The 26,373-nt window shown below is 64.9% G+C and carries 23 protein-coding genes and 2 pseudogenes; 12 read left to right on the forward strand and 13 right to left on the reverse strand.

Annotated elements, in window-relative coordinates:
* Nucleotides 1-66: 66 nt before the first annotated feature.
* Nucleotides 67-117, forward strand: a pseudogene (locus tag A5624_RS29545) (hypothetical protein); the annotation flags it as partial.
* Between the two features lie 47 nt (nucleotides 118-164).
* Here A5624_RS29545 and A5624_RS18160 read toward each other — a convergent pair.
* Nucleotides 165-1,232 (reverse strand): annotated as a pseudogene (locus A5624_RS18160) (nitrite/sulfite reductase); the annotation flags it as partial.
* 408 nt (nucleotides 1,233-1,640) lie between these two features.
* Here A5624_RS18160 and hemW point away from each other — a divergent pair.
* Entirely contained in the window at nucleotides 1,641-2,813 is a 1,173-nt protein-coding gene (gene hemW / locus A5624_RS18165) for a radical SAM family heme chaperone HemW (RefSeq protein WP_066868876.1), read from the forward strand.
* A 17-nt stretch (nucleotides 2,814-2,830) separates the two neighbouring features.
* Here the strand turns inward: hemW and A5624_RS18170 are convergent, their stop codons facing one another.
* Together A5624_RS18170 and A5624_RS18175 are read right to left on the reverse strand one after the other, a co-directional pair.
* Nucleotides 2,831-4,072, reverse strand: coding sequence for a sodium-dependent bicarbonate transport family permease (locus A5624_RS18170; protein WP_066868879.1), 1,242 nt, complete (start codon nucleotides 4,070-4,072; stop codon nucleotides 2,831-2,833).
* A 278-nt stretch (nucleotides 4,073-4,350) separates the two neighbouring features.
* Entirely contained in the window at nucleotides 4,351-4,563 is a 213-nt protein-coding gene (locus tag A5624_RS18175; protein WP_066868883.1) for a hypothetical protein, read from the reverse strand.
* A 348-nt stretch (nucleotides 4,564-4,911) separates the two neighbouring features.
* On the opposite strand from A5624_RS18175, the gene A5624_RS18180 reads away from it, so the two are divergent.
* Complete coding sequence (locus tag A5624_RS18180; RefSeq protein WP_066868886.1) at nucleotides 4,912-6,264, forward strand: salicylate synthase; 1,353 nt, start codon at nucleotides 4,912-4,914, stop codon at nucleotides 6,262-6,264.
* Nucleotides 6,265-6,294: 30 nt separating this feature from the next.
* Here A5624_RS18180 and A5624_RS18185 read toward each other — a convergent pair whose 3' ends face one another.
* Genes A5624_RS18185 through A5624_RS18205 form a run of 5 tightly spaced genes read right to left on the reverse strand, consistent with a single transcriptional unit; the run spans nucleotide 6,295 to nucleotide 11,521 of the window.
* Nucleotides 6,295-7,209, reverse strand: coding sequence for a MerR family transcriptional regulator (locus A5624_RS18185; RefSeq protein ID WP_066868889.1), 915 nt, complete (start codon nucleotides 7,207-7,209; stop codon nucleotides 6,295-6,297).
* Between the two features lie 13 nt (nucleotides 7,210-7,222).
* On the reverse strand, nucleotides 7,223-8,725 hold the full coding sequence (locus tag A5624_RS18190) for an NAD(P)/FAD-dependent oxidoreductase (RefSeq protein ID WP_066868892.1): 1,503 nt from the start codon (nucleotides 8,723-8,725) through the stop codon (nucleotides 7,223-7,225).
* Entirely contained in the window at nucleotides 8,722-9,642 is a 921-nt protein-coding gene (locus tag A5624_RS18195) for a reductase (protein WP_066868895.1), read from the reverse strand. Before A5624_RS18195 ends, A5624_RS18190 begins: the two co-directional genes overlap by 4 nt.
* A gap of 24 nt (nucleotides 9,643-9,666) precedes the next feature.
* Nucleotides 9,667-10,515 (reverse strand): SDR family oxidoreductase, encoded by an 849-nt coding sequence (locus tag A5624_RS18200; RefSeq protein WP_066868898.1) that lies wholly within the window; start codon nucleotides 10,513-10,515, stop codon nucleotides 9,667-9,669.
* A gap of 1 nt (nucleotide 10,516) precedes the next feature.
* Nucleotides 10,517-11,521: an alpha/beta hydrolase gene (locus A5624_RS18205; protein ID WP_156749072.1), complete on the reverse strand. Its 1,005-nt coding sequence runs from the start codon at nucleotides 11,519-11,521 to the stop codon at nucleotides 10,517-10,519.
* Nucleotides 11,522-12,909: 1,388 nt separating this feature from the next.
* On the opposite strand from A5624_RS18205, the gene A5624_RS18210 reads away from it, so the two are divergent.
* From A5624_RS18210 to A5624_RS18220, 3 genes are read left to right on the forward strand one after another with little or no spacing between them, the layout of a single operon-like run.
* The gene (locus A5624_RS18210; protein WP_082990602.1) at nucleotides 12,910-14,295 is read left to right on the forward strand and encodes an MFS transporter; all 1,386 of its coding nucleotides are present in this window, start codon (nucleotides 12,910-12,912) and stop codon (nucleotides 14,293-14,295) included.
* 38 nt (nucleotides 14,296-14,333) lie between these two features.
* Nucleotides 14,334-15,176 carry a sulfurtransferase gene (locus A5624_RS27560; RefSeq protein WP_197505120.1) on the forward strand — a complete coding sequence of 281 codons (843 nt, stop codon included), beginning with the start codon at nucleotides 14,334-14,336 and terminating at the stop codon, nucleotides 15,174-15,176.
* Nucleotides 15,177-15,187: 11 nt separating this feature from the next.
* Nucleotides 15,188-16,933, forward strand: coding sequence for an FAD-dependent monooxygenase (locus A5624_RS18220; protein ID WP_197505119.1), 1,746 nt, complete (start codon nucleotides 15,188-15,190; stop codon nucleotides 16,931-16,933).
* An 832-nt stretch (nucleotides 16,934-17,765) separates the two neighbouring features.
* On the opposite strand, the gene A5624_RS18225 is transcribed toward A5624_RS18220, so the two are convergent.
* A complete protein-coding gene (locus A5624_RS18225; RefSeq protein WP_066868908.1) occupies nucleotides 17,766-18,233 on the reverse strand; it encodes a helix-turn-helix domain-containing protein in 468 nt (155 codons plus the stop codon).
* A gap of 116 nt (nucleotides 18,234-18,349) precedes the next feature.
* Between A5624_RS18225 and A5624_RS18230 the strand changes: the two genes are divergently transcribed.
* Entirely contained in the window at nucleotides 18,350-19,708 is a 1,359-nt protein-coding gene (locus A5624_RS18230; RefSeq protein ID WP_066868910.1) for an MFS transporter, read from the forward strand.
* Nucleotides 19,709-19,858: 150 nt separating this feature from the next.
* Here the strand turns inward: A5624_RS18230 and A5624_RS18235 are convergent, their stop codons facing one another.
* A complete protein-coding gene (locus A5624_RS18235; protein ID WP_197518986.1) occupies nucleotides 19,859-20,485 on the reverse strand; it encodes a TetR/AcrR family transcriptional regulator in 627 nt (208 codons plus the stop codon).
* Between A5624_RS18235 and A5624_RS18240 the strand changes: the two genes are divergently transcribed.
* Nucleotides 20,461-21,261 (forward strand): HXXEE domain-containing protein, encoded by an 801-nt coding sequence (locus tag A5624_RS18240; RefSeq protein WP_197518987.1) that lies wholly within the window; start codon nucleotides 20,461-20,463, stop codon nucleotides 21,259-21,261. The genes A5624_RS18235 and A5624_RS18240 overlap by 25 nt on opposite strands.
* A gap of 59 nt (nucleotides 21,262-21,320) precedes the next feature.
* On the opposite strand, the gene A5624_RS18245 is transcribed toward A5624_RS18240, so the two are convergent.
* Nucleotides 21,321-21,812, reverse strand: coding sequence for a MarR family winged helix-turn-helix transcriptional regulator (locus A5624_RS18245; RefSeq protein ID WP_066868916.1), 492 nt, complete (start codon nucleotides 21,810-21,812; stop codon nucleotides 21,321-21,323).
* A 75-nt stretch (nucleotides 21,813-21,887) separates the two neighbouring features.
* Here A5624_RS18245 and A5624_RS18250 point away from each other — a divergent pair, with 75 nt between their 5' ends.
* Entirely contained in the window at nucleotides 21,888-22,616 is a 729-nt protein-coding gene (locus A5624_RS18250; RefSeq protein WP_066868919.1) for an NAD(P)-dependent oxidoreductase, read from the forward strand.
* Between the two features lie 132 nt (nucleotides 22,617-22,748).
* Nucleotides 22,749-23,045, forward strand: a complete 297-nt coding sequence (locus tag A5624_RS18255; RefSeq protein ID WP_082990606.1) for an EAL domain-containing protein — start codon at nucleotides 22,749-22,751, stop codon at nucleotides 23,043-23,045.
* Between the two features lie 3 nt (nucleotides 23,046-23,048).
* Here the strand turns inward: A5624_RS18255 and A5624_RS18260 are convergent, their stop codons facing one another.
* On the reverse strand, nucleotides 23,049-23,765 hold the full coding sequence (locus A5624_RS18260) for an SDR family oxidoreductase (protein WP_066868925.1): 717 nt from the start codon (nucleotides 23,763-23,765) through the stop codon (nucleotides 23,049-23,051).
* Nucleotides 23,766-23,836: 71 nt separating this feature from the next.
* Here A5624_RS18260 and A5624_RS18265 point away from each other — a divergent pair, with 71 nt between their 5' ends.
* Both A5624_RS18265 and A5624_RS18270 read left to right on the forward strand, forming a co-directional pair.
* Entirely contained in the window at nucleotides 23,837-24,733 is an 897-nt protein-coding gene (locus tag A5624_RS18265; RefSeq protein ID WP_066868928.1) for a LysR family transcriptional regulator, read from the forward strand.
* Between the two features lie 33 nt (nucleotides 24,734-24,766).
* Entirely contained in the window at nucleotides 24,767-25,354 is a 588-nt protein-coding gene (locus A5624_RS18270) for a TetR/AcrR family transcriptional regulator (RefSeq protein ID WP_066868931.1), read from the forward strand.
* 52 nt (nucleotides 25,355-25,406) lie between these two features.
* On the opposite strand, the gene A5624_RS18275 is transcribed toward A5624_RS18270, so the two are convergent.
* Entirely contained in the window at nucleotides 25,407-26,324 is a 918-nt protein-coding gene (locus A5624_RS18275) for an alpha/beta hydrolase (protein WP_255361676.1), read from the reverse strand.
* Nucleotides 26,325-26,373: the final 49 nt, after the last annotated feature.

Below are 26,373 nucleotides of genomic sequence, written 5' to 3' on the forward strand. Positions count from 1 at the left end.
CACGTCGGGGTGCAGCGGCTCAAGAACGGGCTCAACGCCGTGGGCGTCGCCTCCATCGCCGGACGGGTGTCGGGCACCATCCTCACCGCGGTGGCCGACCTCGCCGCACAAGCCGGCTCGGACCGGATCCGGCTCACCCCGTATCAGAAGTTGGTCATCCTCGACGTGCCCGACACCCGTCCGGCGATGGAGGCGACGCCCACGGCGTTGAGCCCGTTCTTGAGCCGCTGCACCCCGACGTGGTCGATCGGGTGCCTCAGCGGGTCGGGGGCGGGACCGTCGATCAGCGGCCGCTTGAGGTACTCCGTCTCCAGAACTTCACGGAATTTTTCGATGCCCCAGTCCTTGACCAGGAATTTCAGCCGCGCCTTGGCGCGCAGTCGCCGATAGCCGTAGTCGCGGAAGATCGAGGTCACCGCGTGCCACACCTCGGGCACCTCCTCGAGCGGCACCCAGGCGCCGACCCGCTGGCCCAGCATCGGGTTGGTCGACAGCCCGCCACCGACCCACAGGTCCAGGCCGGGACCGTGCTCGGGGTGGTTGACGCCGATGAAAGCGATGTCGTTGACCTCGTGCACCACGTCCTGCAGACCCGAGATCGCGGTCTTGTACTTGCGCGGCAGGTCGGCAAAGTCGGGCTGGCCGATGTAGCGGCGCACGATCTCGTCGATCGCCCAGGTGGGGTCCAGCACCTCGTCGAGCGACTCACCGGCCAGCGGTGAGCCCAGGATCACCCGCGGGCAGTCGCCGCACGCCTCGGCGGTCTGCAGCCCAACGGCGGCCAGTCGCCGCCAGATTTCCGGGACGTTCTCCACCTCGATCCAGTGGTACTGCACGTTTTCGCGGTCGGTGATGTCGGCGGTGTCGCGGCCGAATTCGGTGGAGATCTGGCCCACCGTGCGCAACGCGGCCGCCGACAGCGCGCCGCCGTCGCAGCGCACCCGCATCATGAAGTACCGGGCTTCCAGCAACTCGGCGTTGTCGTCGCCGGTGAACGTGCCGTCGTAGCCCTGTTCGCGCTGGGTGTACAGCCCCCACCAGCGGAAACGCCCCCGCAGGTCGCTCTTGTCGATGCTGTCGAAGCCGTTGCGGGCGTAGACGGTCTCGATGCGCTCCCGCACGTCCAGCGGGGCGCCGGCCTGCTTCATCTCTTCGTTCGGGTTCAGCGGCTCACGATTTCCCAGTGCCCATTGGCCCTCGTTACGGGCCTTCGCGGGTCGGGCGGTGGTCATCGGAAGTTCTCTCCTTCAAAAAGATCGCCAGCGCAGCGAGCGCAGTTCACCGACACTTTCGGGCGGCGCAAAACCGTCTGCCAGCTGGAGACACAGGGGGGCTGGGCCTACCACGTCAAGGCAGACAGATACAGCTGCAAACGCGCTTGAGATCAATGTGCCGTCGCGCCACGAGCACCATGTGCGGGCCGGGCTGGTTGACAGTCACGTCACCCATTGTGCCATGGATGCCGAAGGGCCATGCGAGCAGGTCAAATCTCGGCTCACGGTGATTAAAACTACCGGCCCGCAACGGGGGATCCCACCCCGAATGCCCAGGACCACCGTGCGGTGAATCCATGCGGAACGGCCGCCGGTGCAGACGGGGCCGACGGCCCGGGCCACCCGCTCTTCGTGGGATCATTTGGCATGGCCATTCGCGAAAAACCGGTCGAGCTGCCCGACGTCGGGGCGGTCGCTGGGCGGCCGTTTGGCATCTATGTGCATGTTCCGTTTTGCGTAACACGCTGCGGCTACTGCGATTTCAATACGTACACCCCCGCCGAGCTGGGCGGAGTCAACCCCGACGCGTGGCTGAGCGCACTGGGGACCGAACTGGAACTGGCCGCCGCGCGGTTGCAGGCACCGCCGGTGACCACCGTGTTCGTCGGGGGCGGCACGCCGTCGCTGCTGGGCGGCGCGCGGATGGCCACGCTGCTGGACATGCTGCGCCGCCACTTCACGCTGGCGGCTGACGCCGAGGTCACCACCGAGGCCAACCCCGAGTCGGCTTGGCCGGATTTCTTCGACGCCATCCGCGCGGCCGGCTTCACCCGGGTGTCGCTGGGGATGCAGTCGGTGTCGCCGAGGGTGCTGGGCGTCCTCGACCGCATTCACACCCCGAACCGGTCCGCGGCCGCCGCCCGCGAAGCCTTGGCGGCCGGTTTCGAGCACGTCAGCCTCGATCTGATCTACGGAACTCCGGGGGAGTCCGACGACGACCTGCTGCGCTCGGTCGACACGGCGATCGAGACCGGCGTGGATCACGTGTCCGCCTATGCGCTGGTGGTCGAGGAGGGCACCGCGCTGGCCCGGCGGGTCCGTCGCGGCGAACTGGCCCCACCGGACGACGACGTCCTGGCCCACCGCTACGAATTGGTCGATGCGCGACTGTCGCAGGCCGGGATGTCTTGGTACGAAGTCTCCAACTGGTCGCGACCCGGCGGTGAATGCCGCCACAACCTGGGCTACTGGGACGGCGGCCAGTGGTGGGGCGCCGGACCGGGCGCGCACGGCTACCTCGGCACGACGCGGTGGTGGAATGTCAAGCATCCCAACGCGTATGCGGAACTGTTGGGCGCCGCGGAGCTGCCGGTGGCCGGATTCGAGCAGCTCGATGCCGACGCCTTACACACCGAGGACGTGTTGTTGAAAACGCGTCTACGCCAAGGACTTCCGGTTGGCCTGCTCAGTTCCGCCGAGCGCGGCCGCGCCGACGGCGTGGTCACCGACGGGCTGTTGGTGTCCGACGGTGACAGGCTGGTGTTGACTCCGCGCGGCCGGCTGCTGGCCGACGCCGTGGTGCGAACGATCCTGGGGTAGTAGCGTTCTCCGCGCGGTCAGACCCCGAACCAGCGCTCGAAGACGCGGGCGATCTCGATGTAGAGCGGGATGCCCACGGTGACGTTGTAGGAGAACGTCAGACCCAGTGAGGCGGCCAGCGGCAGCGTCGGGCTGGCCTCCGGGATCGCCAGGCGCTGGACCGCGGGGACGGCGATGTAGGAGGCCGCACCGCAGAGGACCGCGAACAACACGTAGGTTCCGGTCTTGAAATCGGTGTGGGTCAGCGACGCGTAGCTGCAGGCGACGATAATGCCCAGCGTCGCAAAGACATTCGGTGCCACCAGGCCGAACACGATGAATCCGGGTCCGGCGGTGCGGAGGTCCTTCAGTTTGCGCGACGCCGTCATGCCCATCTCGAGCAGGAACAGACACAGCACGCCCTGGAAGGCCATCACGAAGAATTTGTCGTCGTCGGCCACGACCTTCTGTCCCTGCAGCCCGCTGACCAGACCGATGATGATGCCCCCCATCAAAAGGACGAGGCCGGGATTGAGAAAGACTTCCTGAAACAGCTCTCGGGAGAAGATGGGCACCCGCTTGCCCTTCGGGCGCGGCGGGCTCTGATCGGGCTCCCAATCCGGATGCTCCAGCTTTTCCAGCGAGAGCTCCAGCTCCTGCTCGATGGCCGCTTCCTCCTGGCTCTCGAGGCTCTGGCCGTGGGGAGGGCGCGCGGCGGTGCCCGGGCCGACCCCGACCTTGACCGGCGGTGTGTAGCCGGCCTCGTCGGGCATATAGCCGGCGGAGTCCATGCCCCGGTGGCGCAGTCGCGCAACGAAATACAGCGCCACCAGGCAACCCGGAATCTCCATGACGGCCAGCATCACCGGCATGTAGGCGTTGAAAGCGATGTTCACCGCGGTCAGGACGGCCACGCAGGTGGCGAAGGTTCCCGCCGAGTCAGACCCGTAGTAGCCGGCGATCGTCGCGCGGTCGACTTTGCGTAGCGATTTCAGGCGGCTGAGCCCCAAATAGGCCAACCCGCCGATCAGACAGTTCAGCGCGAAGCCCAACACCATGAAGCCGACGATGGCACCGACGCTCGATGCGCTGACCTGGGCGAGCTCTTCCCCGCCGTGCCAGCCGATGGCCAGCAACAGGTACATCGTCAATCCCTGATAGATCACATAGGGGAATTCGAACCGCACCTTCAGGATGGGAATCAGAAATCCGAAGTAAAAGAACAGCAGTAGCGGTTTGAACAGGTTATGGGTGAAGTTGTGCCAGAACTCTTGCAGCATCGATGCCTCCGTTGGTTAAAGCGCTGATCTGGGGAAGCACCGTCCGCAAGCGGAGCAACCACGAAACATCCCGACGACCGTCAAGAATTTATCCCCGCCGCCGGCCCGTCGCCACTTGAAAGCGCACAGGGCGGCGGCGTGTCCCGTCGCTGTTGATAACCGACAAAAGCAGTGGTCAAAGCCAAATCGGTAGGGAGGAAACCCGCGTCGGAGGGTGCGGCGGCGGCCGCGAGTTTGGTGTGAAGGTGCTGTGCGTTTACTGTGTAGTCAAATTCGGCTCAACGGGCCGACGGGACGAGCGAGGGCCGCACGCCGGCCCCCTTTTGGCGGTGTGTCACCGAATGCCACGCCGACGGCGAGTAATGCGTGGTTATTTCCTCGAATCCGTCGATCCGGGAAACCGAAAGCACGCCGGTCTGTGGATTGATTTCGAGCTCGTCGCCTTCGCTCGCATGCACTTCCTCGCCGTTGAAAAGCCGAATGATGAACATCGTGTTCCTCCAATCCGGCGGATGCGGGCTCCGGTGGGCAGTGCGCGCTACGAAAAGTCTGGCTGCCGCAGCGACGGTTTGTGCGGCCACAACGTAAACGCTTGGGAAAGCTTTGGAGTGGCGATCTTCACAGGGGCCTGCAGGGCCGGCGCCACGGCGACGTCCTTTACCCTGCGCTGCCTGCATGAACGGGTCGCAGGCGCCGGTGTCTCGCCAGGGGCGGCCCGCCGGCCGCGGGCCGGCCGAGGCTTTAACTCCGCGGGAGTTTTAGCTGAACGGGGCAATCGCAGGGTCACTTGGCGGGAGCGGTTGCGCGCAGCTACATAGGTTAGGCTACATTTACTAACCGTGACCGAGGTCAGCGTCGAGACAAGTTCCGCCGGCTCTGAGTCGCCGTCGATCCCGCTTCCCGTGCATATCGATCCGGCGGACCTGGCGGCCGAGTTGGCCGTGGTGCTGTCCGAGCGCGTCGGGGAAGAGTATCTGCTCTACGAGCGCGGCGGTGAATGGGTGCTCGCCACCGGCGTGCGCGCCATGATCGAGCTGGACAGCGACGAGCTGCGGGTGATCCGCGCCGGCGTGACCCAATGCCAGCAATGGTCGGGCCGGCCGGGCCCGGTTCTCGGTGAAGCCATCGACCGGCTGCTGCTGGAGACCGATCAACTCTTCGGCTGGATCGCCTTCGAATTCGGCGTGTACCGCTACGGGCTGCAGCAGCGGCTGGCGCCAGGAACCCCACTGGCTAGGGTCTTTTGGCCGAACGGTCGCATCGTGGTGACCCGGGAGGGGGTCCGCCTGTTCGGTACCTCGGCCGACCACCGGGACGCAGTCCTGGGTGTGCTCGGCGACGGCGTGCCCGACGTGCGCGCCGCCTCGGCGGTCGACGTGGTCGCCGACCCGTCCCGCTACCGCGATCGGGTCGCGGCGGCCGTGGGCGAGATCGCCGCGGGCCGCTACCACAAGGTCATCCTTTCCCGCTCACTCGATGTGCCTTTCCCGCTCGACTTCCCGTCCACCTATCGGCTGGCCCGGCGGCACAACACCCCGGTGAGGTCGTTTCTGCTGCGGCTGGGCGGGATTCGCGCCGTGGGTTATAGCCCCGAACTGGTCGCGGCCGTGCACCAGGACGGCGTCGTGGTGACCGAGCCGCTGGCGGGTACCCGCGCGCTCGGGCGCGGCGAGGTCCATGACCGCCAGGCCCGCGACGACCTGGAGTCGAATTCAAAAGAGATTGTCGAGCACGCGATTTCGGTACGAAGCTCGCTGCAGGAAATGACCGAGATCGCCGAGCCGGGTACCGCCGTCGTCACCGATTTCATGACCGTGCGGGAACGGGGGAGCGTGCAGCACCTCGGCTCCACGGTCAGCGGTCGGCTCGACACCTCGAACGACCGGATGGACGCGCTCGAAGCGCTGTTCCCGGCGGTCACCGCGTCGGGCATCCCGAAACCCGGTGGCGTCGAAGCGATCATGCGCCTCGACGAGGGCCCGCGCGGGCTGTATTCGGGTGCGGTCGTGATGATTTCGGCCGACGGCGGCCTGGATGCGGCGCTGACGCTGCGGGCGGCCTACGAACGTGACGGTAAAACGTGGCTGCGGGCGGGTGCGGGCATCATCGAAGAGTCCACCCCCGATCGCGAGTTCGAAGAGACCTGCGAGAAGCTGTCCACGTTGGCACCGTATCTGATTGCGCGCCAATAGCTTGAGCGGTCAGGTGCGCGCACGCCGGCCTCAGACCGAAGAGGTCGATTCGAGATAGTCGGTCAGGATGCGGCCGACGAGCGACTCGATATTGGATTCGATGGACGACGCGAGCGTGGCGGTCACGGTCGCCACCGCCTGGGTCCGGAAGCGCACCAACATGGTGATCAGCTCGGCGATTTCGGCGTCGGCAGGCAGCGGTTCGCCGGGCTTGATGCGGTCGAGCACGTGTTCGGCCCCGGCGCGCACCAGCATGTCGCTGATCTTGTCGATCTCGGGGACGATCTGTTCGTGCAGGTCGATCAGCTTGTCCAATTTGACGCCGTAGCCGCGGATTTCGTTGAACGCCTCGATCAGTTTCGGGCGGGTGATGGTGGCCTGTGTCCCATCGATCCGGATCACCTGAAGCGCCACCAGGCGCTCGAACGCATCGGCGTCGTCGACCAGTCGCTGGGCGTCGGTCAGCGATACGGTTTCCGGCTTCTCCGTCGTCCAGGTGCCTACGATGGCGGTTTCCAGACCCAGCACGTCGCCGAGGTTCTTGCCTTCCTCCCACGCGCTCAGCATTTCTCGCACGTGCGCGATGTTGTAGCCGCGGTCGAGCATCGAGGTGATGAGTCGCAGCCGGGTCAGGTGGGTGTCGTTGAACAGGGCGATGCGCCCCACCCGCAGCGGGGGCGGCAGCAACCCGCGGTCACGGTAGACGCGGATGTTGCGGGTAGTGGTGCCGGCCAGCCGGGCCAGGTCGTCGATCCGGTATTCACCGGAGTTCGCGTCGCCGTGCGGCTGCCGGACGGCCGACTCGAAAAGCTGGGACACCGCCCCCTCGATGAGTTGGCGGTATTCCCGCGATTGGCGCCGCACGCGCTTGGGTGCGCGCCGCACGTTGTGCAGCACGCCGGCGATGGTGCCGGGTTCGGGCCGCGATGCGCGCTCGGTGGCCATGTCGGTGTAGCCTTCAGGCCGACGCGGTGGCCTGGGTCTGGGCGCGGCGTGCCACCGCCTGGTAGTCCTCGTATCGAAAATCCCTCATCTGGCGAAGATACTGCGTCGCGAAACCTGGGTACATCGACCCGTTGAATCCGTCCTTGGTGAGGTACCAACTGCGGCACCCCGACATCCAGGTCGTCTTGGTGAGCCGGCGCTGAAGGTCCTCGTTGTGCCGACGCTGGACCTCGTCACGCACGTCGAGATAACGCAGGTCGTCGTTGAGGATGGTGGTGATGCCGCGCACGGCGTAGTCGAGCTGACCCTCGATGTAGACCAGCAGCGAGTTGTGGCCCGGTCCGGAATTGGGCCCGGTCATGACGAACAGGTTCGGATACCCGTGCACGTTGATGCTCTTGTAAGCCTGTGCGCCGGCGGCCCATTCGGCGGCCAGCGAGCGACCGCCGAGCCCGGTGACCGGAAAGGGCGGACCGGTGAGATGCACGTCGTAGCCGGTGGCGAAGACGATGCAGTCGAGGTGGTGCTCGATGCCGTCGCTGGTGCGAATGCCGACCGGGCTCAACGTGGCGATCGGCCAGTCGATGAGCTTGCAGTTGTCGCGTTGCAGCGCCGGGTAGTAGTCGCTGGACACCAGCATGCGTTTGCATCCGGGTCGGAAGTCCGGCGTCAGCTGACGGCGCAGCCACGGGTCTTTCACCTGGGCGCGCAGGTGGGCCCGCCCCAGCCGGGCGACCAGCGACGTCAGCGGTGTGTCCCAGACCAGGGCCGTGGCGCTTGCCTCGTGGCCCCAGTACAGCGCCTGGCGCGCAAGCTGTTGGGTAGCAGGGAGTTTGGTGAACAAGGATTGCACGGCCGGCGGGGTGGCGACGTCCAAGCGTGGCAACACCCAGCACGGTGTGCGCTGAAAGACCTTGACGAATCCGGCGCGCTTGACCAGCTCCGGGACGATCTGGATGGCGCTGGCGCCGGTACCGATGACCGCGACCCGCTTGCCGGCGAAGTCGTAGTCGTGATCCCAGCGTGCGCTGTGAATCTTGTGTCCGCGGTAGCTGTCCAGGCCCCGGATGTCGGGGAAGCTGACGTCGGACAAGGGGCCCGAGGCGAGTACGACGGTGCGGGCGCGAAACCTCTTGCGGTTCTTGGTGGTCGCGGTCCAGATGCCGGCTTCCTCGTCGAAGGTCAAGTCCTTGACTTCGTGGCCGAACCTGATGCGGCTGCGGATGTCGAACCGGTTCGCCATGTCCTCGAGGTGGCGGTAGATCTCGGGGGCGGGTGAGTAGGTGCGTGACCAGGTCGGGTTCTTGACGAAGGAGTAGGAGTACAGCAGCGACGGGACGTCACAGCTGGCGCCGGGATACGTTGTGTCGCGCCAGGTCCCGCCGACGCGGTCGGCGCGTTCGAGCAGCACGACGTCGTCGATGCCGGCCTCGGCCAGACGGATGGCCGCCCCCAGGCCGGTGAAACCGGCCCCGATGATGAGCGTCGCGTGGGCGCGGTTGTTCGCCACGGTCATGCCGCCGGCTCGTGGGTGAGTTCTCCGACCCAGGTGGGTACCGACGGCAGGAGCGGCCGCGGGTACCGGTCGGAAAGCCAGACCATCGAATTCGCCAACAGGTGGTACGGGTGGCGGGGGTTGGTGACCACCCCGGCGTAGCGCCTCAGGAAACGATAAGTGGGTACCCGCCTGGTGCTTTCGCCGCGGTCGCCAAGCTCCTTAAACCGCTTGACAGCCCGGTAGAGGCGTTCTGGCTCCATACCCATGGCGGTGATCTCGTTGCGGATCCTGTTGATCAGCGGCGCGCCCATGATCGCACCGATGATGAGGCCCGGAGTGGCATTGTGGCCGACGAAGTCGATCAGCAGCCGTCGGATTTTCGCGTGTCCGATCATGTCGAGAACTTCGAAATCGACGACCAGATGGCGTGATTCGTCATTGTTGATCTTCTCGAAAACCTGGTGGCAAAGCGGGTCGTGCACCTCGTCGAGGAGGAATTTCAACAGGGCACCGTCCAGTGCGACTTCGAGCATCGGAATGACGGTGCCGAGCAGGGACAGCGGCATGTCGTCGGCCCAGCGGTCCAACCAGTCGATCGCCAACCGTATGTTCACATTCGGCTCGGGAATCTCGCCGTCTTCGAGCATGCCCCAGCGCTTCATCAGCGCCAGTTCGGCGTTGGCGTGGCGCTGCTCCTCGGCGTGGAAGTAGCGGTAGATCTCGGCGATGGTCGGTGTGGGTGCCTTCTTCGCCAGCGCCGCGAAGCCCCTGGCCCCGATGTTTTCGATCCAGCACAGGTCGGCCATGAAAGCCTTGAGCTGTGGCCGCTGTTCGTCACTGATCAGTTCGGCGCCGGGCGCATCCCAGTCGATGTCGGCGAGTGCCCACTGGCGGTCTTTGATCTTGGCAAGCATGGCTTCCATGTCGATGGCCATCGGGAGCTCCTTTTCGTTCGGTGATCAGGGCAGGTTGATGCGGGACACCAGGCCGGCCGCACGCGTATAGGTCTGTGGGGCAAGCCGTTTGATGTTCCAGCCGATCTTGGCGTCGAATTGCGGCATGCAGTACAGCTCGCCGCGGTCGTGAGCGTCCAGGCAGTCCCGTGCGACCTTCTCGGCGGATAATCCGGTCCAGCGCATCAGTTTTGCGGCCAGCTCGCTCGATTGCTCGCTGATCCTGCCGGATTCGAGGATGTTCGTCTTGACGAAGGTGGGGCACAGCACCGTGACCCGCACCGGCGTGCCGGCCAATTCGGCGGCAAGGGTTTCCGAGAGTGAGAGCACACCGGCCTTGCTGACGTTGTAGGCGGCCATGCCGGGCGCCGCTCCGAACGCCGCGGCCGAGGCCACGTTGATGATGCCGCGGGGGGCGCGTGACCGCTCGGCCTCGCGCAGGATCGGGGCGAACACGTGGCAGCCGTGGATAGGCCCCCACAGGTTGATGCCCAGGGTCCACCCCCAATCGTCCAGCGGTGCGTCACCGATGGCGGCACCGCCCGCGCCGACACCGGCGTTGTTGATGACCAGCGTGGGTGGGGCCGCGAACCAGGCCTGCGACTGTTCGGCCAGCGCCTGCACGTCCTCGAATCTCGATACGTCGCAACGGATGGCGGTCGCCTTGGCGCCCTGCTCGGTGATCGTGTCGGCCGTTTGCTGTGCGGCGGCCTGGTCGATGTCGCTGCACACGACAGCGCCGCCGCGCTTGCCGAGTTCAATGGCGAACGCGGCCCCGATGCCGCTGCCGGCGCCGGTCACCACGGCCGAGGCGCACTGGCTGGTTTTGGGTCTGTTGAGGAGTCTGTCCAACATGTCAGCGGGTCCCTTCGGTGACGGCGCGCGCATCCTGCAGGGCATGCGCGATGAAGCGCGCGACGTAGGCCATCGCCTTGGCGGCCTCCGGTGTCATGCGCGGCAGCGCCTGAAAGACGTGGACCTGATGGGGCCAGATCTGCAGTTCGCATCTGCCACCGGCAGTTTGGATGTCGGCGGCGAGCTGGCGCGCGTCCTCCTGCAGCATCTCGGCGCCGCCGGCCTGGATCAGAGTCGGGGGGAGTGCCGGGCCCCCCGCGACGTCGAGCGTCAGCCGCTGATGGGTGAGGTCGATGCCGCTGTGGTAGAGGCCGACGAGGCGGACCGCGTTCGCCGCCCGGGTGGCGGGATCGGGGCGTATCCGCTCACGGGCCAGCGCCAGTTCGAACGTGAGGTCATACAGGGGCGAGAACAGCACCATGGCGGCGGGGTGCTCGACCCCGGGCTGCAGCAGCAAGTCGACGGACAGGTGACCACCCGCCGAATCTCCAGCGATCACAATGTGTTTCGGCGGAACAATGCCCGTGTCGACCAGCCAGTCCCAGCCGGCGCGGACGTCGTCGGCCGCGGTGGGGAAGCGATGCTTCGGAGCGAGTCGGTAGTCGATGCAGAACACCGGCAGCCCGGTCAGGGCCGATAACCAGGATGTCAAGCGGCGGTGGGTCTTTGGCGAGCACACGGCGTAGCCGCTGCCGTGCACGTAGTAGATCGCACCCTCGCTCGTCGACGATCGCTCGGTGCCGCTGGTGGGCGTGCGCGGTCCATAGACCCATTCGCCCTTGACGCGCCGACCGTCGGGCAGCCTGGTGTCGACGGATTCGACGCGGGTGCCCGCGAGCGAGGGGCCGAATGTCCCCATGATCCTGGCGACGATCTGGCGCGATAACCACAGACCCCACGCCCGTTCGGGCGGGATCACGCTGGTGATCGGCCGCAGGGTGTACGCACTTACCGCTGCCGCGCCGCGGGATCGCAATGACCCGCGAGCCGGAACGCCGTCCGTCATGCAACGCAGTCAACACCAAATGGTGACATTGGTCAATGGCAGATTTGGGGTGCTGGGAGATGGTAGATCCTGATTGGATTGCCAAAGCTCAAGCCGACGGCGCCATCAACCGGCGTCCAATCGTCGCGATGTCCTGGCGATGATCATGTCCATAGCGAAATGGTGTGCAACGCGGTCTCGGTTAGACCTCTCTAGGACGAGCTCAACCGTGTGACTCTCGTGGCGTCCTTGCTTGCCGAATCCCGGGCGCTACTGACAATCGAAGGTGGCGGTCTCACCCAGCGCACGTGCATGCCATCGAGCACGCCGGTACCTATCGAATCCTAATTTGTTCGACAGAGCCTGGATCTGCGGCAACGGGCGTTGCAGATATTCCATCCTGCTCAGCGTCATAGTTTTGAGATCCAAGATTCTATTGCCTAGGAGGTGGTTCTGGTCGCGTCGTCGCGCTCGGGGTACCGCCATTCTCAAAGTGCCTCAAGCGATCCGCAATGTCGGCGATCGAATCAGCCTCAGCTGAGTGCTGATCGGGGCCAGGCTGCAGACTTCCCTGACTCGTCAAGGTCGTCGGGCGGGCAAGCGCTCGCGCGAGCACGTCGACACGGTAGTCGCGTCGCGGGTCACCCACCGTGCGTCCACCGCCTCATCGAGGTGGCTGGCCCTTGTGCGCTCTCATTCATGCGACTTTGACAGCCAATCAACACCCACCATAATTTCCATCGTGCGGTCAGTAAGTAGCCTTCATCACGCACAACGCCCGCAGAGGCTTGCCTGTCATGGCACACACCACTGTTGTTCGAGAGGGACTTCCGTGCGTATAGAGGTTAGCGGGGCAGCCGGACCGGCATTGCAGTCGGTGTCGAATGCACGATGCGACTCGGTCACGCTGGCTGCGCAGATTGTTCGAATGTGCGCGGGCCCTCGGTGATCTCAACCCGCCGGATTGTGACGACGAGTTTGCCGACCGAAACTTGTTCGGTGATTTCATCGCTCGCTTACCATCGTTGTCCGGCAGATGTTCCTGAACTCGGGCGAGTGCCGGCGTCCAAGGGCACCGTAGCCACATCGCTTCCTCTGTAACGAGTTAGGCAAATGATGAGGTTCGTGTCGTTGGCAGTGGCCGGCAACGATCTGGTGGCTGACGGCAACGCAGTTGCCACCGTGGGGTTTCGCAACCCAAGTGCATCCGGCGTAACCCTCACGACGCTGACGTGCATATCGGCGGGGATCTCAGGTCGCGGATGAGGGGATGAGGTGCTAGTGGCTGTGCAACAAGATCAATGGGAATAGACGGCGTCAGTTGAGTTAGCGGCCGCGCATCAGCTTTTCGCGCGCCGACCCTATGCCCACTAACCGTCGCGACAACACCGCAGACAACCAGAAGGCCGATGACCAACAGTACTCGCACCGCGCTCGGTTCTCGCCAAATGCGCTTAGCGGCGGTAAGTTCCATCATCTCCTCGTCGCTAGAATGGTATGACTTCTTCCTCTACGGGCTCGCTTCAGCGCTGGTGCTCGGGCCGGCGTTCTTCCCGTCGCTTGGACACATGAAGGGAGTCCTCGCGTCGTTTGCCACATTCGCTGTGGGGTTCGTCGCGCGCCCGCTCGGCAGTATCGTCTTCGGCCACTTCGGCGATAAATTCGGTCGCCGGCGGATGGTGAAGATCGTTCTGGCCGGAGTTTCCCTGTCTACCGCGGCAATAGGATTTCTGCCCACCTACGCCGAGATCGGGCTGAGCGCGCCGGTCTTGCTGGTTTGTCTGCGGGTCGTTCAAGGTCTCGCGGTCGGCGGCGGCTTTGGCGGATCACTGCTTCTTTCTGCAGAACACGCGCCCGACAAGCGGCGGAGTCTGTTTTCCAGCTTCCCCCAAATCGCCGTCCCGGTTGGGGATCTCCTCGCCAACGGTGTCTTCCTAGCTCTGACCGCAACCCTGTCCAGCGGCGACTTTCAAAGCTGGGGATGGCGCATTGCCTTCATCCTAGGGGGGATACTCGGAATCGTCGGCTATAGGCAAGTGAATCGCGTTGCCGAAACCCCCGAGTTCACCACGGGCAGAACACAAGTCGAGCTCCAACGATCGCCCATCGCGGAAGCGGTTCGGCACGACTGGCGTCAGATTCTCGCCTGCACCGGAGCGAACATCGCCGTCAACGCCGTGTTCTACATCCTCGTGGTTGCGGTTGTCGAGTACACCACGGCCGACCTAGGAGTCGCGAAGAGCGCCGTGCTCACCGCCATCCTCATCTCGGCGTTCATCTCGATTCCGTCAGTCGTGGGATTCGCCATGCTCGCCGACCGTATCGGAATCCGCCGGGTGGCGGTCGGTGGTGCGCTGGCGATGGTCGTCTGGGCCGTCCCGTTGATGCTGATCGTCGAGACGGCCAATATCGTGGCGATCACCATCGCGCTTGGCGTAGGCCAGGTCTGCGTCGGAGCCATGATGGGAACCATTGGTGCCCTCTTCTACAACGGGTTCCGCGCCCAGTACCGGTATTCGGGAATCTCGTTGAGCTTCCAACTCTCGGGTGTCCTTGGCGGCGGGCTGGCCCCGTACCTGGTCACTCTGCTGCTCGATCGCACCGGCACGCCCTTGGCGGTATCGGGATACATCGTCGGCGTCGCGCTTTTGGCGCTAGTGTCCATCCCCTTCGTCCGGAGTCGTAAGGCCACACCGACGGGAGGCGCACAACCCACAACGACCGAAAGTCACAGTCTTGGACCAATACTCGTCGAGTGCGCCGCCAGACCAGGTTCCGACGATATTCCGGCGTAACCCACCCCCGTTCGATACGGAAAGGACCGTGTGCAATCGTGGCGGTCAACACGACATTTCCTTCGCATCTTGTGGCGCAGGCGAGCGACCTCCTCAGCACGCCTTCAGCTGACCGGTGTTTCCTAGACGTCCGACTCGGCGATCCGACGGAGGAGTACCGAGACTTTCGCAAATGCCACATTCACGGAGCCCTTCACGCACAGATCCGGGAAGTCTTCGCTAGCCGTCCCACGGAGCAAACCGGGACACTGCCGCTACCGGACATCACCCTTCTCGCAGAACAGCTCACCGGCTGGGGCATTCGTAGTGACACCGAAGTCATTGTCTATGCGCGCACCCCAGCCATTGCCGCGCGGGGATGGTGGACGTTGCGTTGGGCGGGGCTGACAAATGTGCGTCTCCTCGACGGTGGATTGCAGGCCTGGCGAGACGCTGGCGGAGCCGTCGCGGAAGGTCCCGCACATCGACACGCCCTACCGCGCGGATCACTGCGCCTGCACCCCGACAACATGCCCACGGTCACCGCCGCGGACGTCGAGGCCAGGTCACCTGGGACTATCGTGGTAGATGCGCGAGATGAAGCAACCTTCGTGGGCGGACACATCCCCAAAGCGGTCAACTTACCGGCCATTGAGCAATGGACGCCACGTTCGGATCTGCGTGCGCTGCAACAGATCCAGTTGCTCTACCACAACGCCGGCATTAGCTCCGGCTCGGATGTCATCGTGTACTGCGGCGGTGGGGTGTTGTCGGCCCTGGAGGTTCTCACACTGCAGGCCGCGACGGGCGTCACCCCTCACCTTTATGTGGGGTCCTGGTCTGACTGGATCCGAGATCCGCAGCGACGCGCTGCGGCACACGTTGAACATCAAATCTTTTGAGGAGCCGAAGATTGCCCAACAGCGAGTTCGATACGGACGTTGTGATCTGTGGCGGTGGCCCGGTCGGTTTGGCCCACGCATACCTACTGGGCCGCAGCGGGATTGACGTCCAGTTATTCGAGAGACGTTCGGGGACAACACCTCTTCCCAAGGGGCAGTATATCCACGCGTCCACCGGGGAACTGTATCGGCAGTGGGGCGTCTGGGATCTCCTCGAAGGCCGCGGTTGGCCGATCGCTCAATCGAACGGCCAGGGCTTCTACGTCACGGTGAACGCTGGACCGGTTGGCGGTGTCCGCCAGTCGCTCGGAACGCTCGACGATTACATCGCAAAATGGAGCCGCCTGACGCCCGTGTACCCACGCAAAGTGGCCGCATCCGACTACGAGTCCGCCCTGCTCCAACAAGCCCGGCAATGGAGCTCGGTCGACATCCGCTTTCACTGCCGTGTCGTTGACGTAACGACGTCTGGCCCCACCGGCATTACCACCCGCATCGAAAACGTCGATACCGGCGAGACTCAAGTAATCCGAAGCCGATACCTTGTGGCCTGCGACGGGGCACATAGCTTCATTCGTAACCGGATCGGTCGAGGTCAGTGTCACGGTCCAGCGTTCGAAAACCAAATACTCGTCGAGTTCGTCGCTCCGCTCGAAGATACTCTTGGACAAGACGGTTTCTTCCACTCCTTCGTCCTTCACCCACGGTATGCGGGTTGGTTCGGTAGTCAAGACCCGACAACCGGACTCTGGCGATACAGCTTCAAACACGATGAAGAGGACCCTCCGGCGGAATCAACTGTGGTGGCGCGGATCAGGGGCGCGATTGGTGATCCCTCGTGCCCGATAGAGGTCAAGAAGGTGATGCGATTCGACTACTCGACGGGGCTGCTGCGATCCTGGCGTGAAGGGAACATCTTTTTCGCGGGCGATGCCGCGCACTGGCATTCGCCGTGGGGCGGATTCGGCCAGAACACCGGTGTCCAGGACGCCAACAATCTTGCGTGGAAACTGGCCCTGGTCCTGCAGGGCCATGCGAGCGACTCCCTCCTAGACACTTATGAGGTGGAACGAAAGTCCAAAGCCCTGCAGGTAGTCAAACTCGCCACCTATAACGCAATGAACTATCAGGCGTTGTCCGCGTCGGTCATGCTCGGGGAGCATGAAGCACTCGGGGGAGGGCGCCTCACGAACGAGGCCTTGGCCTTTCTCACCGAACATGGCGCAACTCACGGCGTCAATGCCGTCTTGCACACCGGGTTTCAACTCGGGACTTTCTATACGTCCTCGGCGATAATCCGACGCGACCGACAGCCGCCGCCGCCTGGTTCGCTGGGCACTTATGTTGAAAGCATCATCCCGGGCGCACGCGCACCCCACGCATGGCTTCGCGATCCCCAGGGCCGGAAAGTCTCCACGTCCGATTTATGGGGACCAAACTTTACGCTCGCCGTCTCGAGCCAGCCCGAATTGTGGACCGCTGCCGTTGTGCGCACTACCCGGGTACTGGGTATCCCGATCTCACTTATTCAGATCGGAAACGGGGGATACGTCCCCTGCGACAAGAAGTATCGGGATTTGTACACCGCGCCTGTACTAGTGCGGCCCGATGGGCACATCGCGTGGCGATACGATGGTCCAGCGGGCGAGGACTGCGTCGGCGAACTGATTTCGGCACTCAAACGAATACTTGCCCTCGAAATCGAAGTGCCGGCTACCCACGATACTCATCTCGTAAGAGTCGGTGCGCAATGCTGAAGGCGTCACCAGCGATCAGCGATACCCCACACGGTGGTCTCCCAGTCCTGGGCGGTGTGGTAGGGCGTCACCAAGCCGTGCGGCGCGCCGTTCAAGGTATTGGAAGACACTGTGCCTGGGCAGTAGGTCGATCGAGGGTGGCGCCCAATTCGTGCGGCATCATGCGCCCGATTTACGAAAAGGACGGCGAGACCGGGGACCCGCGCGGATAAGTTCACAAAGCTTGTGTCGCGGCGCAGCCCAAGGCGCTGTGCCGGCGGCTGGCTCGATGTAGTCAAAGACCGCTGGCGCGTGCGGGTTTGGGTGCTCCAGAAGCGGCGTCGAGAACTTTGATCTGCATCGAGCCGAAGATCGACCCAATCATGGCGTTGTCGACGCCGAGGCCACCCGGCACATGGGCCGCAGCGGCGCCCCGTACTCGGTAGCCGAAAAGTTCTTCCGGCGCCCGCTTCGCTGCGCAGCGGTTACCAGCTCGGTGCGCTCGTCACGCACGTCTTCCTGGTGGCAGTCTTCCTGGTGGATCGAAATGGTGCCCAACGCGGTCTCGGTTTGACCTCCCTAGGGCAAACTCAACAGGTTTGCACCAGGACTCGTTGATGCCACTTCAAGTGGCACCGTGGCCTGCGATCTAGGAAAAGTGCCGGGCTTTGGGATCTTCATTCCGTTGCGTCGGCGGGCACCGCCGTGGCGATTATCGTGGCCGGGATTGCCGGCGTCACGTGGGTGCCGCCGCCAAATCGAGGGGCTCCAACGCCTAGGCATCAGCCGGAGTGTCGGGCGGTGGCGACGGCGTGGACGTTGAGCGCCTACGCGGGACGCGGGTGGCGCGACCTCAGGCGTCTTCGCCGAGACGAACGCGGGTGACATCATCTTCGTGGACCGGCTCACCGCAGACGTCACAGGTGCCGCCGAGCCGCAACTCGTGGTCGCGGTGGCGGACAGTGACCGGCGGCCGTGCGACTGCCCACCGATCGCCCCACTGCCGCAACACGTGCAGCACCGGCGACAGCTCGCGACCGGCGTCAGTGAGGTGGTACGCCGACAAGGACGGTGACTGCTGATACTCGATGCGCTCCAGCACGCCCGCGGCGACAAGCGCCTTCAAACGAGCCGCCAGGCGGTCCCGGGACGCGCCGGTGTTGCGGACCATGTCGCTGAAGCGGTGGTGCCCTAGGTTGACCTCTCGCAGGATGAGCAATGACCACCGGTCGCCGATGATCTCTAGCGCGGCGGCGATGGAACACGGTGTTCCGCGGACCGCAGGGGTGAGCAACGGTCCCTCGCGTGCGCCGTTCGTCATCTTCTTAGGTTTGCATACCGAACGGGTCGCCCGCTAGCGTTCTGACCATGATGGTTGGGAAATCAAACCGCTATATCCGGTGGGCGGAAGCGGCTGTTATCGTCGCAGCGATTTTCATGTCCAACCTCGACCTGTGGATCGTCAATGTCGCGCTGGTGGGCATGGCTCGCGGCTTCGGCCAATCCCTCTCGGCAACGTCGTGGGTGCTCAACGCCTACGCCATAGGCCTAGCGGCGCTGCTCGTCCCCGCCGGGCGGCTGGGTGACCGCATGGGCCACCGGCGGGTCTTTCTGTGCGGCATCGCAATGTTCACCATCGCCTCCCTGGGCTGCGCTCTTGCCCCTAATCTTGTGGTCCTCGTCGCCGCGCGCATCGTGCAAGCCGCCGGCGCGGCCGCGCAGATTCCGACGTCGCTCGCGCTGCTGATGTCCTCAGTGGAGCCGCATCGACGCACCACCGTGGCGCGCGGATGGGCAGCAGTCGGCTCATTGGCGGCCATCTGCGGCCCAGTGCTGGGCGGGCTACTGGTCACGTTCGACTGGCGGTGGGTGTTCGTGGTCAACCTGCCAGTCGGACTGGCAGCGTGGGCCGTTGGCCGCAGGGTCTTGCCGGCGGAACCTGCGGGTTCTGGTGAACGGTTGCCCGACATCGCGGGCAGTGCACTGCTGATCGTCGCGTTGGCCGCGCTGACCGGGGCGTTGATTCAAGCGCCGACATGGGGCTGGGCTGGGCCAGGCACCATCGCCCTGGCCGTGACCGCCGTGCTGGGCACTGCGCTGTTCCTGTGGCGTTCGGCGCGGCACCCTCGGCCGCTGCTCGAGTTGCCGCTCCTGCGCATCCGCAATTTCGCGACGGCCAACGTCGCCTTCTTTTGCTTCAGTGCAGCGTTCGCAATCATGCTGCTGTCAAATGCGTTGTGGTGTCAGAACATATGGCACTTCGGCGTATTGCAGACCGGATTAGCGATGGCGCCGGCACCCATGGTGGTGCCGTTGGTCACTTTGGCATCCAACCCGCTCGTCCATCGCATTGGACCGGGGCCGGTAGCCGCCGTGGGCAATGCGCTCTTCGCCGGGGCGTTTCTGTGGCGCATCCTGCTCGCCACTGCCAGACCCGACTACCTCGTCGACCTGCTTCCGAGCATGTTGCTCAGTGGAGTGGCCGTCGGTCTCACCTTGAGCACCTTGATGGCCGCGGGCGCCACGGCGCTGCCACCGGCTCGGGCCGCGACGGGCTCGGCGCTCGTCAACTCCGGAAGACAGGTCGCCTCTGCGCTCGGCGTCGCCGTTCTGGTTACCGCGCTCGGACCGGTCGGCTCGGTCAGTGACTTCGACCTGGGATGGTGGCTGGCCGCGGGCTTGGCCGTGGCGGCCGCATTATTCAGCGCAACACTGCCCCACGTGCGTTCGGAGGTGTCAGCCGCGAACGTGGTTCCCCTTGCCGCCCAGCGCGAGCCAGTGCCCGACGTTCCGTAGATCAACGGACCGGCACGGACGCCGCGCCCCGCCGCGGCCGGCACAAGCAACGCTCGTGCGACATGAACTACAGCAAGGACAAAGCCTACGCGCGAGCTCGAATCCCAAGTCCCGCGGGCCATTACGCCACGGCATCCGGAACGCCCAGCGTCAACTTTGGCGGGTAGCGGACTCGTGCGGCGTGTCAAGCAGAGCGACGGCCGTGCGGACATAGGCGTCGAGGTCCATATCGTCGCCGTACACGCTGATCTGGATCAAGGCACCCTGCAGCAGAGACATAGCCAGCCGCCCGAACTGATCGGGGTCGATCGCCGCGGCGAGTTCGCCGCGCTCTTGCGCGGCCTGCGCGAGTGTCGCAAAGCCGTCGCGTAGGCGCGAAAGCCCAGCGCGGGCGGCGGCGTTGAGTTCCGGGTCGCGCTGTTGTTCCCCGATCAGGTGGGGGAAGATACGGGCGCGCTGTTCGACGGTGCCCAGTTCGACGTCGCGGTTTTGCTCTATCAATTCTGCCAACGCTTCGCCGGGCCGGCGGAGACGGCCACCAGGCAGGGCTTCGGTGATCACCGTCGCCGCTTGAGTGAGGAACCCCATCGTCTCGGCAATGATGGCGCGTACGAGGTCGTCCTTGCCTTCGAAATAGCTGTAGACCGCACCCGGACTGAGGTCGGATTCTTTGAAGATCTCCTGCATCGTGGTGCGGTGGAACCCATCGCGCGCGAAGCAAGCAAGCGCCGCTGACAAGATCTGGCGGCGCCTTGCCGCGACGTGCTCATCGGTCACTTTCGGCATATCACCACGGATTCTACCTTGACAGCGAACGCTCGTTTCACTATAAAGAACGAATATTCGTTTTAGGAGACAGCATGTCATTTCAGCCGCTCGTCGACCAGTTGGATGCGCGCGTTGCCGGCGCGCCTGGCGATCGCGCCATCGCGAAGCGCGACCTCGTGCCCGGCACGCTGATCGCTGTGACGATGGGCGTCGGGTTCTGGCTTGCCAGCCATGGGGCCAGCCTGAAAGTCACTTTCATCCCAGGGGTCGTCGCCACCTGGTTGCTGTTTGTGTGGTGCTATCGAAGTCGGCTGCCGCTGCCCACGGTAAACAGATTCCTGCCGGCCTTCTGCTGCGTCCTGGCTGTGCAATTCGTGCACTTCACCGAGGAATTCGTCACCGGCTTTCGAACCCACTTCGCCGAGCTCTACGGTGGGGCGCCCTACTCGAATGACGCCTTCGTCTCGGTCAACATGAGCGCCTACGCCGTCATGATCGTCGCCTGCGTGATCGCGTTGACCACTCGGCTGCGCTTCGCAATCGTTCCCGCCATTTTTTTCATCTTCTACGGCGCGATCGGCAACGCCATCGCGCACACGTGGTGGAGCATCATGCTCGGCGCCTACTTCCCCGGACTGATCACCGCTCAGCTGTACTGGATCGCGGGACCATACCTGCTGTACAAGCTGGTCGGAGACCGCCGGGTGACCGCTATGGCTGTTCTCGGGTTCGCTGTGGCACTCATCCCGCTTCTGGCGTTGGCGGCCGACACCGCGGCCGTCTGACCGCGGCGCGTTGACGCCCATGCGCGCTGGCGTATGCGCCCCGTGTTGTGGCCACCGGGTCAGCAGTTTGCAAGATCGTCAGACAATCCAGGGTGCACACCCGATATCAGTCCGGCGCTACCGGCGACTTGCTGCAACAGGCTGCGCAGGGTGTCGCGTTCGCGTGCCGAAAGGTCAGCGGTGACCGCATCTTCGAGCGCGCGGGCGGACCCATCCAGCTTGAGCAGAAGTCGGTGGCCCCGCTCGGTCAGGGTGATCGCGAACGCCCGGCGGTCAGCGGGATGCGGCCTGCGTTGCACCAGGCCGTCGGCTTCCAGCGCGTCAATAATGTTGACCATCACATTGCGGTGGATGCTCAGCTGCGCCGCCAACTCGCGTTGCGACTGGCCATTGCGCGCAGCCAGCGCAGCCAGCACCGCATAGGTGCGCGGTTGCACGCCGCTGTCTGCGATCAGGCGCTGAAACTCGGCCGCCGCGTAGGAGCCCAACTGCGACAACAGAAATGGGATGCGTTCATCGAGGCTGGCGATGCCTTTTGCGACCCTCGTCATAGACCGGAGTCTAGCAACGCACATGATCATCATCTATAGTGATAATCACTACCAGTGCATAGTAGAGGAGAGGTCATGAAGCTGGTCATCTTTGGAGCCAATGGCCAAACCGGCCGGCTGGCGACTGCGATCGCCCTCGGTGCCGGCCATGATGTGGTCGCGGTGACCCGAAGGCCAGGTGAGTTCCCGCTGGCAGGGCCGAGGCTGACCGTCGCCGGGGCTGATGCGCGGGATGCCGCGGCGGTCCGGCCACTCGTCGAGGGTGTCGATACGGTGGTGTCAACGCTGGGTGTCACGTTCACTCGGGGCGCAGTAGACACGTACTCGCTCGGAACCGGAAACATCGTGACCGCCATGCACAGCGCGCGCACCCGGCGCCTTGTGGTGGTCAGCTCGACAGCTGCATTTCCTGTGCGTCGGTCGCGAGTTCCGTTGTCGCTCCGGCTGATCGAGCCGGTCCTGACTCGCACGATCGGCAAGACTGTTTATGACGACATCCGGCGCATGGAGAAGATCGTGCGTGCCAGCGGCCTCGATTGGACGGTTGTTCGCCCATCAGGGCTGTTCGATCTTCCCGAGCGCACCCGGTACCTATGCGGAGAGGTTGATCCCGTCGGTGCGTTCACTGCGCGCGTCGATTTGGCCGACTATCTGGTGGCCGTGGCCGTGGCCGCTGACGCGGCGGCGGTCCGTCGCACCGTGATCGTGTCGACCACTGAAAACACTCCAAGCCTGTGGCAAGTGATTAGGCGGGAAGCGAGATCGGGCAGTGACTCGGGCACGCAATCGGTGCACACATCCTGAGAGTGCTCCCTGTCGAAACCGCCGCTGCCCGAACGCGGATACATCGACAACGCGCGATTCGCCGAGACCTCGTCTGACGACCCGCGACTGGAGAGGCATCAATGACCCTCACACCGCACCCGACACGCAGGTCTGACGCATCTGCGTGATCGCGGCATATCCGTGGCAGCCGATGATGCCGGTGCCGGATATGCCAGCTTCACCCAACTGCTGCGGCTACGCCCCGACATCAACAAGATCGATGGCGAGTTGATCGCCGGCATCGACGACGATCCCGTCAAACGTGCGCTGGCAACCGCGCTGAACTCGCTGGCATCCGAGCTGCACGCGAAATTAGTGGCCGAAGCTGTGGAGACCCCCAACCAACTCCGGCTGCCGGCACGCCCGCATTCACAGCCCCCACGTGTTCCCTTCGGACCGGCAACCTAACGACTAGACGAGGACGCTGCCGCCGTCGACCTTGACGACCGCTCCTGTGGAGTATGTCTGCTCGATGCAGTACAGGTAGGCCCGTGCCACCTCGTCGGCCTCGGCGATCCTGGTCAGCGGGATCCGTTCTGCTGCGGCAGCGAACATCGCGTCGCGATCCTCCCTGCCCATGTTGTCCCACAGCGGCGAGCGCACTACACCTGGGGCGACGGCATTCACCCGCACCGGCGCCAGCTCGACCGCCAGAGCGGCGGTCAGCGCATTCATCGCGCCGCACAGACTTACCGGCAACGCGCCGAATTCCGGCTGCTCGGCGGCCGATCCGCTGGTCAGCGTGATCGAACCACCCGCGGGCAGGCGCGGCCCGAGCACCCGGGCCGCGCTGCACGCCCCGATGAAGCGGGTTTGGTAGAAGCCGGCGATAACGTCGGGTGTCAGCCCGGCCAGCGGCACCATCTCCAGCGGCTCGCCCGCGGTGTAGACAAGGTGGTTGACCGGGCCGACCCGTTCGGCCAGTCGCTCGATGGACGCGGGGTCGGCGAGGTCAACGGTGGCGCCGACCGCGCCGGCGGGCAGCGAGCCCAGCGCGCGCTCAACACTCGGCGTCCGGCGCGAGGCGACGATGGGGGTGGCGCCATGCTCGGCGGCTGCCGCAGCCACGGCCAGGCCGATGCCCGATGTCCCCCCGATGATCAGGACGCGTTGGTTATGCAGACTCATGTATTCAGGGTCAAGGAGGGGGCTCCTACTCGTCCAACACCCTTCTCGTCCGGGGGCGATACCCTCTGGGTATGGCTCCAGTGGATCTGGATATGCGCAAGCTGCGTTACTTCGTCGCGGTGGCGGAGGAACTCAACTTTGGCCGGGCCGCGGCACGCCTGCACATCGCCCAACCGGTGCTGTCCCGTCAAATTCGCGCGCTCGAGCACGAGCTGGGAATCAAGCTGCTCAATCGGGGCACCCGCGGGACGACGCTGACCGCTGCCGGTTTGCGGCTACTCGACGACGGCCGTTTCTTGCTCACGGAAGTGCAGGCGCTGCAGCAGCGGCTAGCGCAGGCCGAAGCCCCCGCCGTAGTGGTCACGGTCGGGGTACTACCCGGGCTGTTGGCGACCGCTGCCGCCCGGGCGTTCGAGGCGGGCGACCCGGCTCGCCGCACGGTGATCGTGCCGGTGACCTGGAACGAGCAGGCCGAAGTGATCCGCCGCGGCGACGTGCAGGTCGTCTACGCTCGCTCGCCATTCGACCTGTCCGGCCTGGCGACAGCGCCGCTCCTTGAGGAGCCGCGCGACGTAGTGCTGCCCGCCGGTGATCCTTTGGCCGAGCGGCCGTCGGTATCGCTAACCGATTTGGCGCCGCGACGGTTGCTGCAGAACCCCGCATCGGTGCCCGAGTGGTACGCCATCGCCAGCCCGGAGTTGCGCCGCGCGGCAGTGCAGTCGTCGGTCAGCGGGGTCGAGCAGAAGCTTGAATTAGTCGCTGCCGGCGCAGGTTTCGCAGTTCTGCCTCGGTCGACGGCCGTGTCGTACCGGCGGCCAGACTTGCGGGTAGTGCCGGCCGACGGCCTCGCTCCCAGCCGGGTGGTGCTGGCTTGGGACGCCACGATCACTGATGCGGCGCGCGACGACTTCATTACAGCCGCGCTGGCCTGTGCCGGACAGACGATCGATCCGACCTCGCGAACGTAAGATATCGATAGTTATGCTACAAGGGTTCACTTCATGAGATATCCGGCAGGTCAGAAGGCTAAGGCGCGCGCCGCGTTACTCCGTGCGGGCACGCGCTCGATGAAGGTCGCGGGTTTCAACGGGATCGGGGTGGACGGGCTGGCCGCGGCGGCGGACGTGACCTCGGGGGCCTTCTATTCAAACTTCGCCAACAAGGAAGCGATGCTTGAGGCGATTGTCGAGGCCGCCGTCGGTGAACCTTTCGTTTCCGACACGAAATCGGGCACGAGGGCCGAACGCAGGGCGAAGCTGAAAGCGTTTGTCGCGGAATACCTCAGCGCCTACCACGTGGAAAATCCGGACGACGGATGCGTGATGCCGACCCTCAGCGCCGATGTGGCGCGGGCGGGAGTGTCCACTCGGGACGCGTACGAACACAAGATCAACGCGCTGGCGGGGCGGATGGCGGAGCTATTTGACGGCGCGGACCCGGAACGCCGGGCGTGGAGCCTGGTCGCGCTGATGGTGGGAGCGGTGTCGATCTCGCGCGCCATGTCTGATCCCGCCAGGCAGGCCGAGGTGCTCGACGCCGCGAATAAGACCGCGGACAGGCTCATTTCACCCGGCAAACGACGCATATGACCGGCGGCGGCACGCGGGCTTAGCGACCTTGGGTCGTTTGACGCGTGCTCTCCTAGCCGAGGTGCGTCGCGAACCAGTCCCGGGCCGCCCCGGCCGCCAGCGCGAACCCGTCGCCCGTGTACGCCGCGAAGTGGCCGCCGGGCACGAAAACGATCTTCTTTGGTTCGGCCGCGGTCTGGTACGCGGCCGCCGCCAGGCTCCCACCGGTCAAGTTGTCCTCGCGACCGACGATCATGAGCAACGGCGTTGGTGTGATGTCGGGTAGGTAGCGCGCCGGTTCGTACCCGTAGAAGTTGTCCACGCTTCGCAACGAGACCTCGTTGGGCCATTGCGGATCCAGCGCCGCGCGCGCCTCGGTGAAGAACGCGTAGGCGTCCGAAGTGGGCAGGCCCACCAGCGTGGTCGGCTCCGCCCCGACGACTGGCACCATTTCCGGTGGGGCGCCGCGAGCGCGGGCTCGCCGGTCCGCGGTGAACCGCTGGGGGCCGACCACCTGATTGTTCACCCGGGCAAGGTTGGCATAGGTCGACCGGCCGCTGATGAACGGCGCCTGGCCGCAAACGGCCTGCACTCGCCGGTCGATCGCGGCGACAACGAACGCGTGCGCCGCCGAGAAGCTCGTTCCCCAGACGCCGATACGATCGGGGTCGACCCCGGATCGGTTCTGCGCGTAAGTGATTGCATGCTGGTAGTCGCGGATCTGCTCCCATGGGTCGACTTCGTGGCGTGGCTTGCCGGGCGCTGTCCCCGACTCGCCCCAGCCCCGATGGTCGAAGACCAGCACGCAAAGTCCCGCCGCCGCGAACACCTCGGCAAACTTGTCGAGGTGCATCTTCTTCGTTGACGTCCATCCGTGCGCCATGACCACACAGGAACTCGCCCTCCCCGCTCGGCGCTCTCGCCGCCCGTGGTACCACCACGCGTGGAGAATTGCTCCCTCGGCATCGATCGTGACGTCCTCGCGCAGCACTGCTCATCACCCCTCGAAATGGTTTGCAGCACTGACGTTTCCACAATGC

The sequence above is a fragment of the Mycobacterium sp. 1482292.6 genome (assembly GCF_001672995.1).
Classification (GTDB): domain Bacteria; phylum Actinomycetota; class Actinomycetes; order Mycobacteriales; family Mycobacteriaceae; genus Mycobacterium; species Mycobacterium europaeum_A.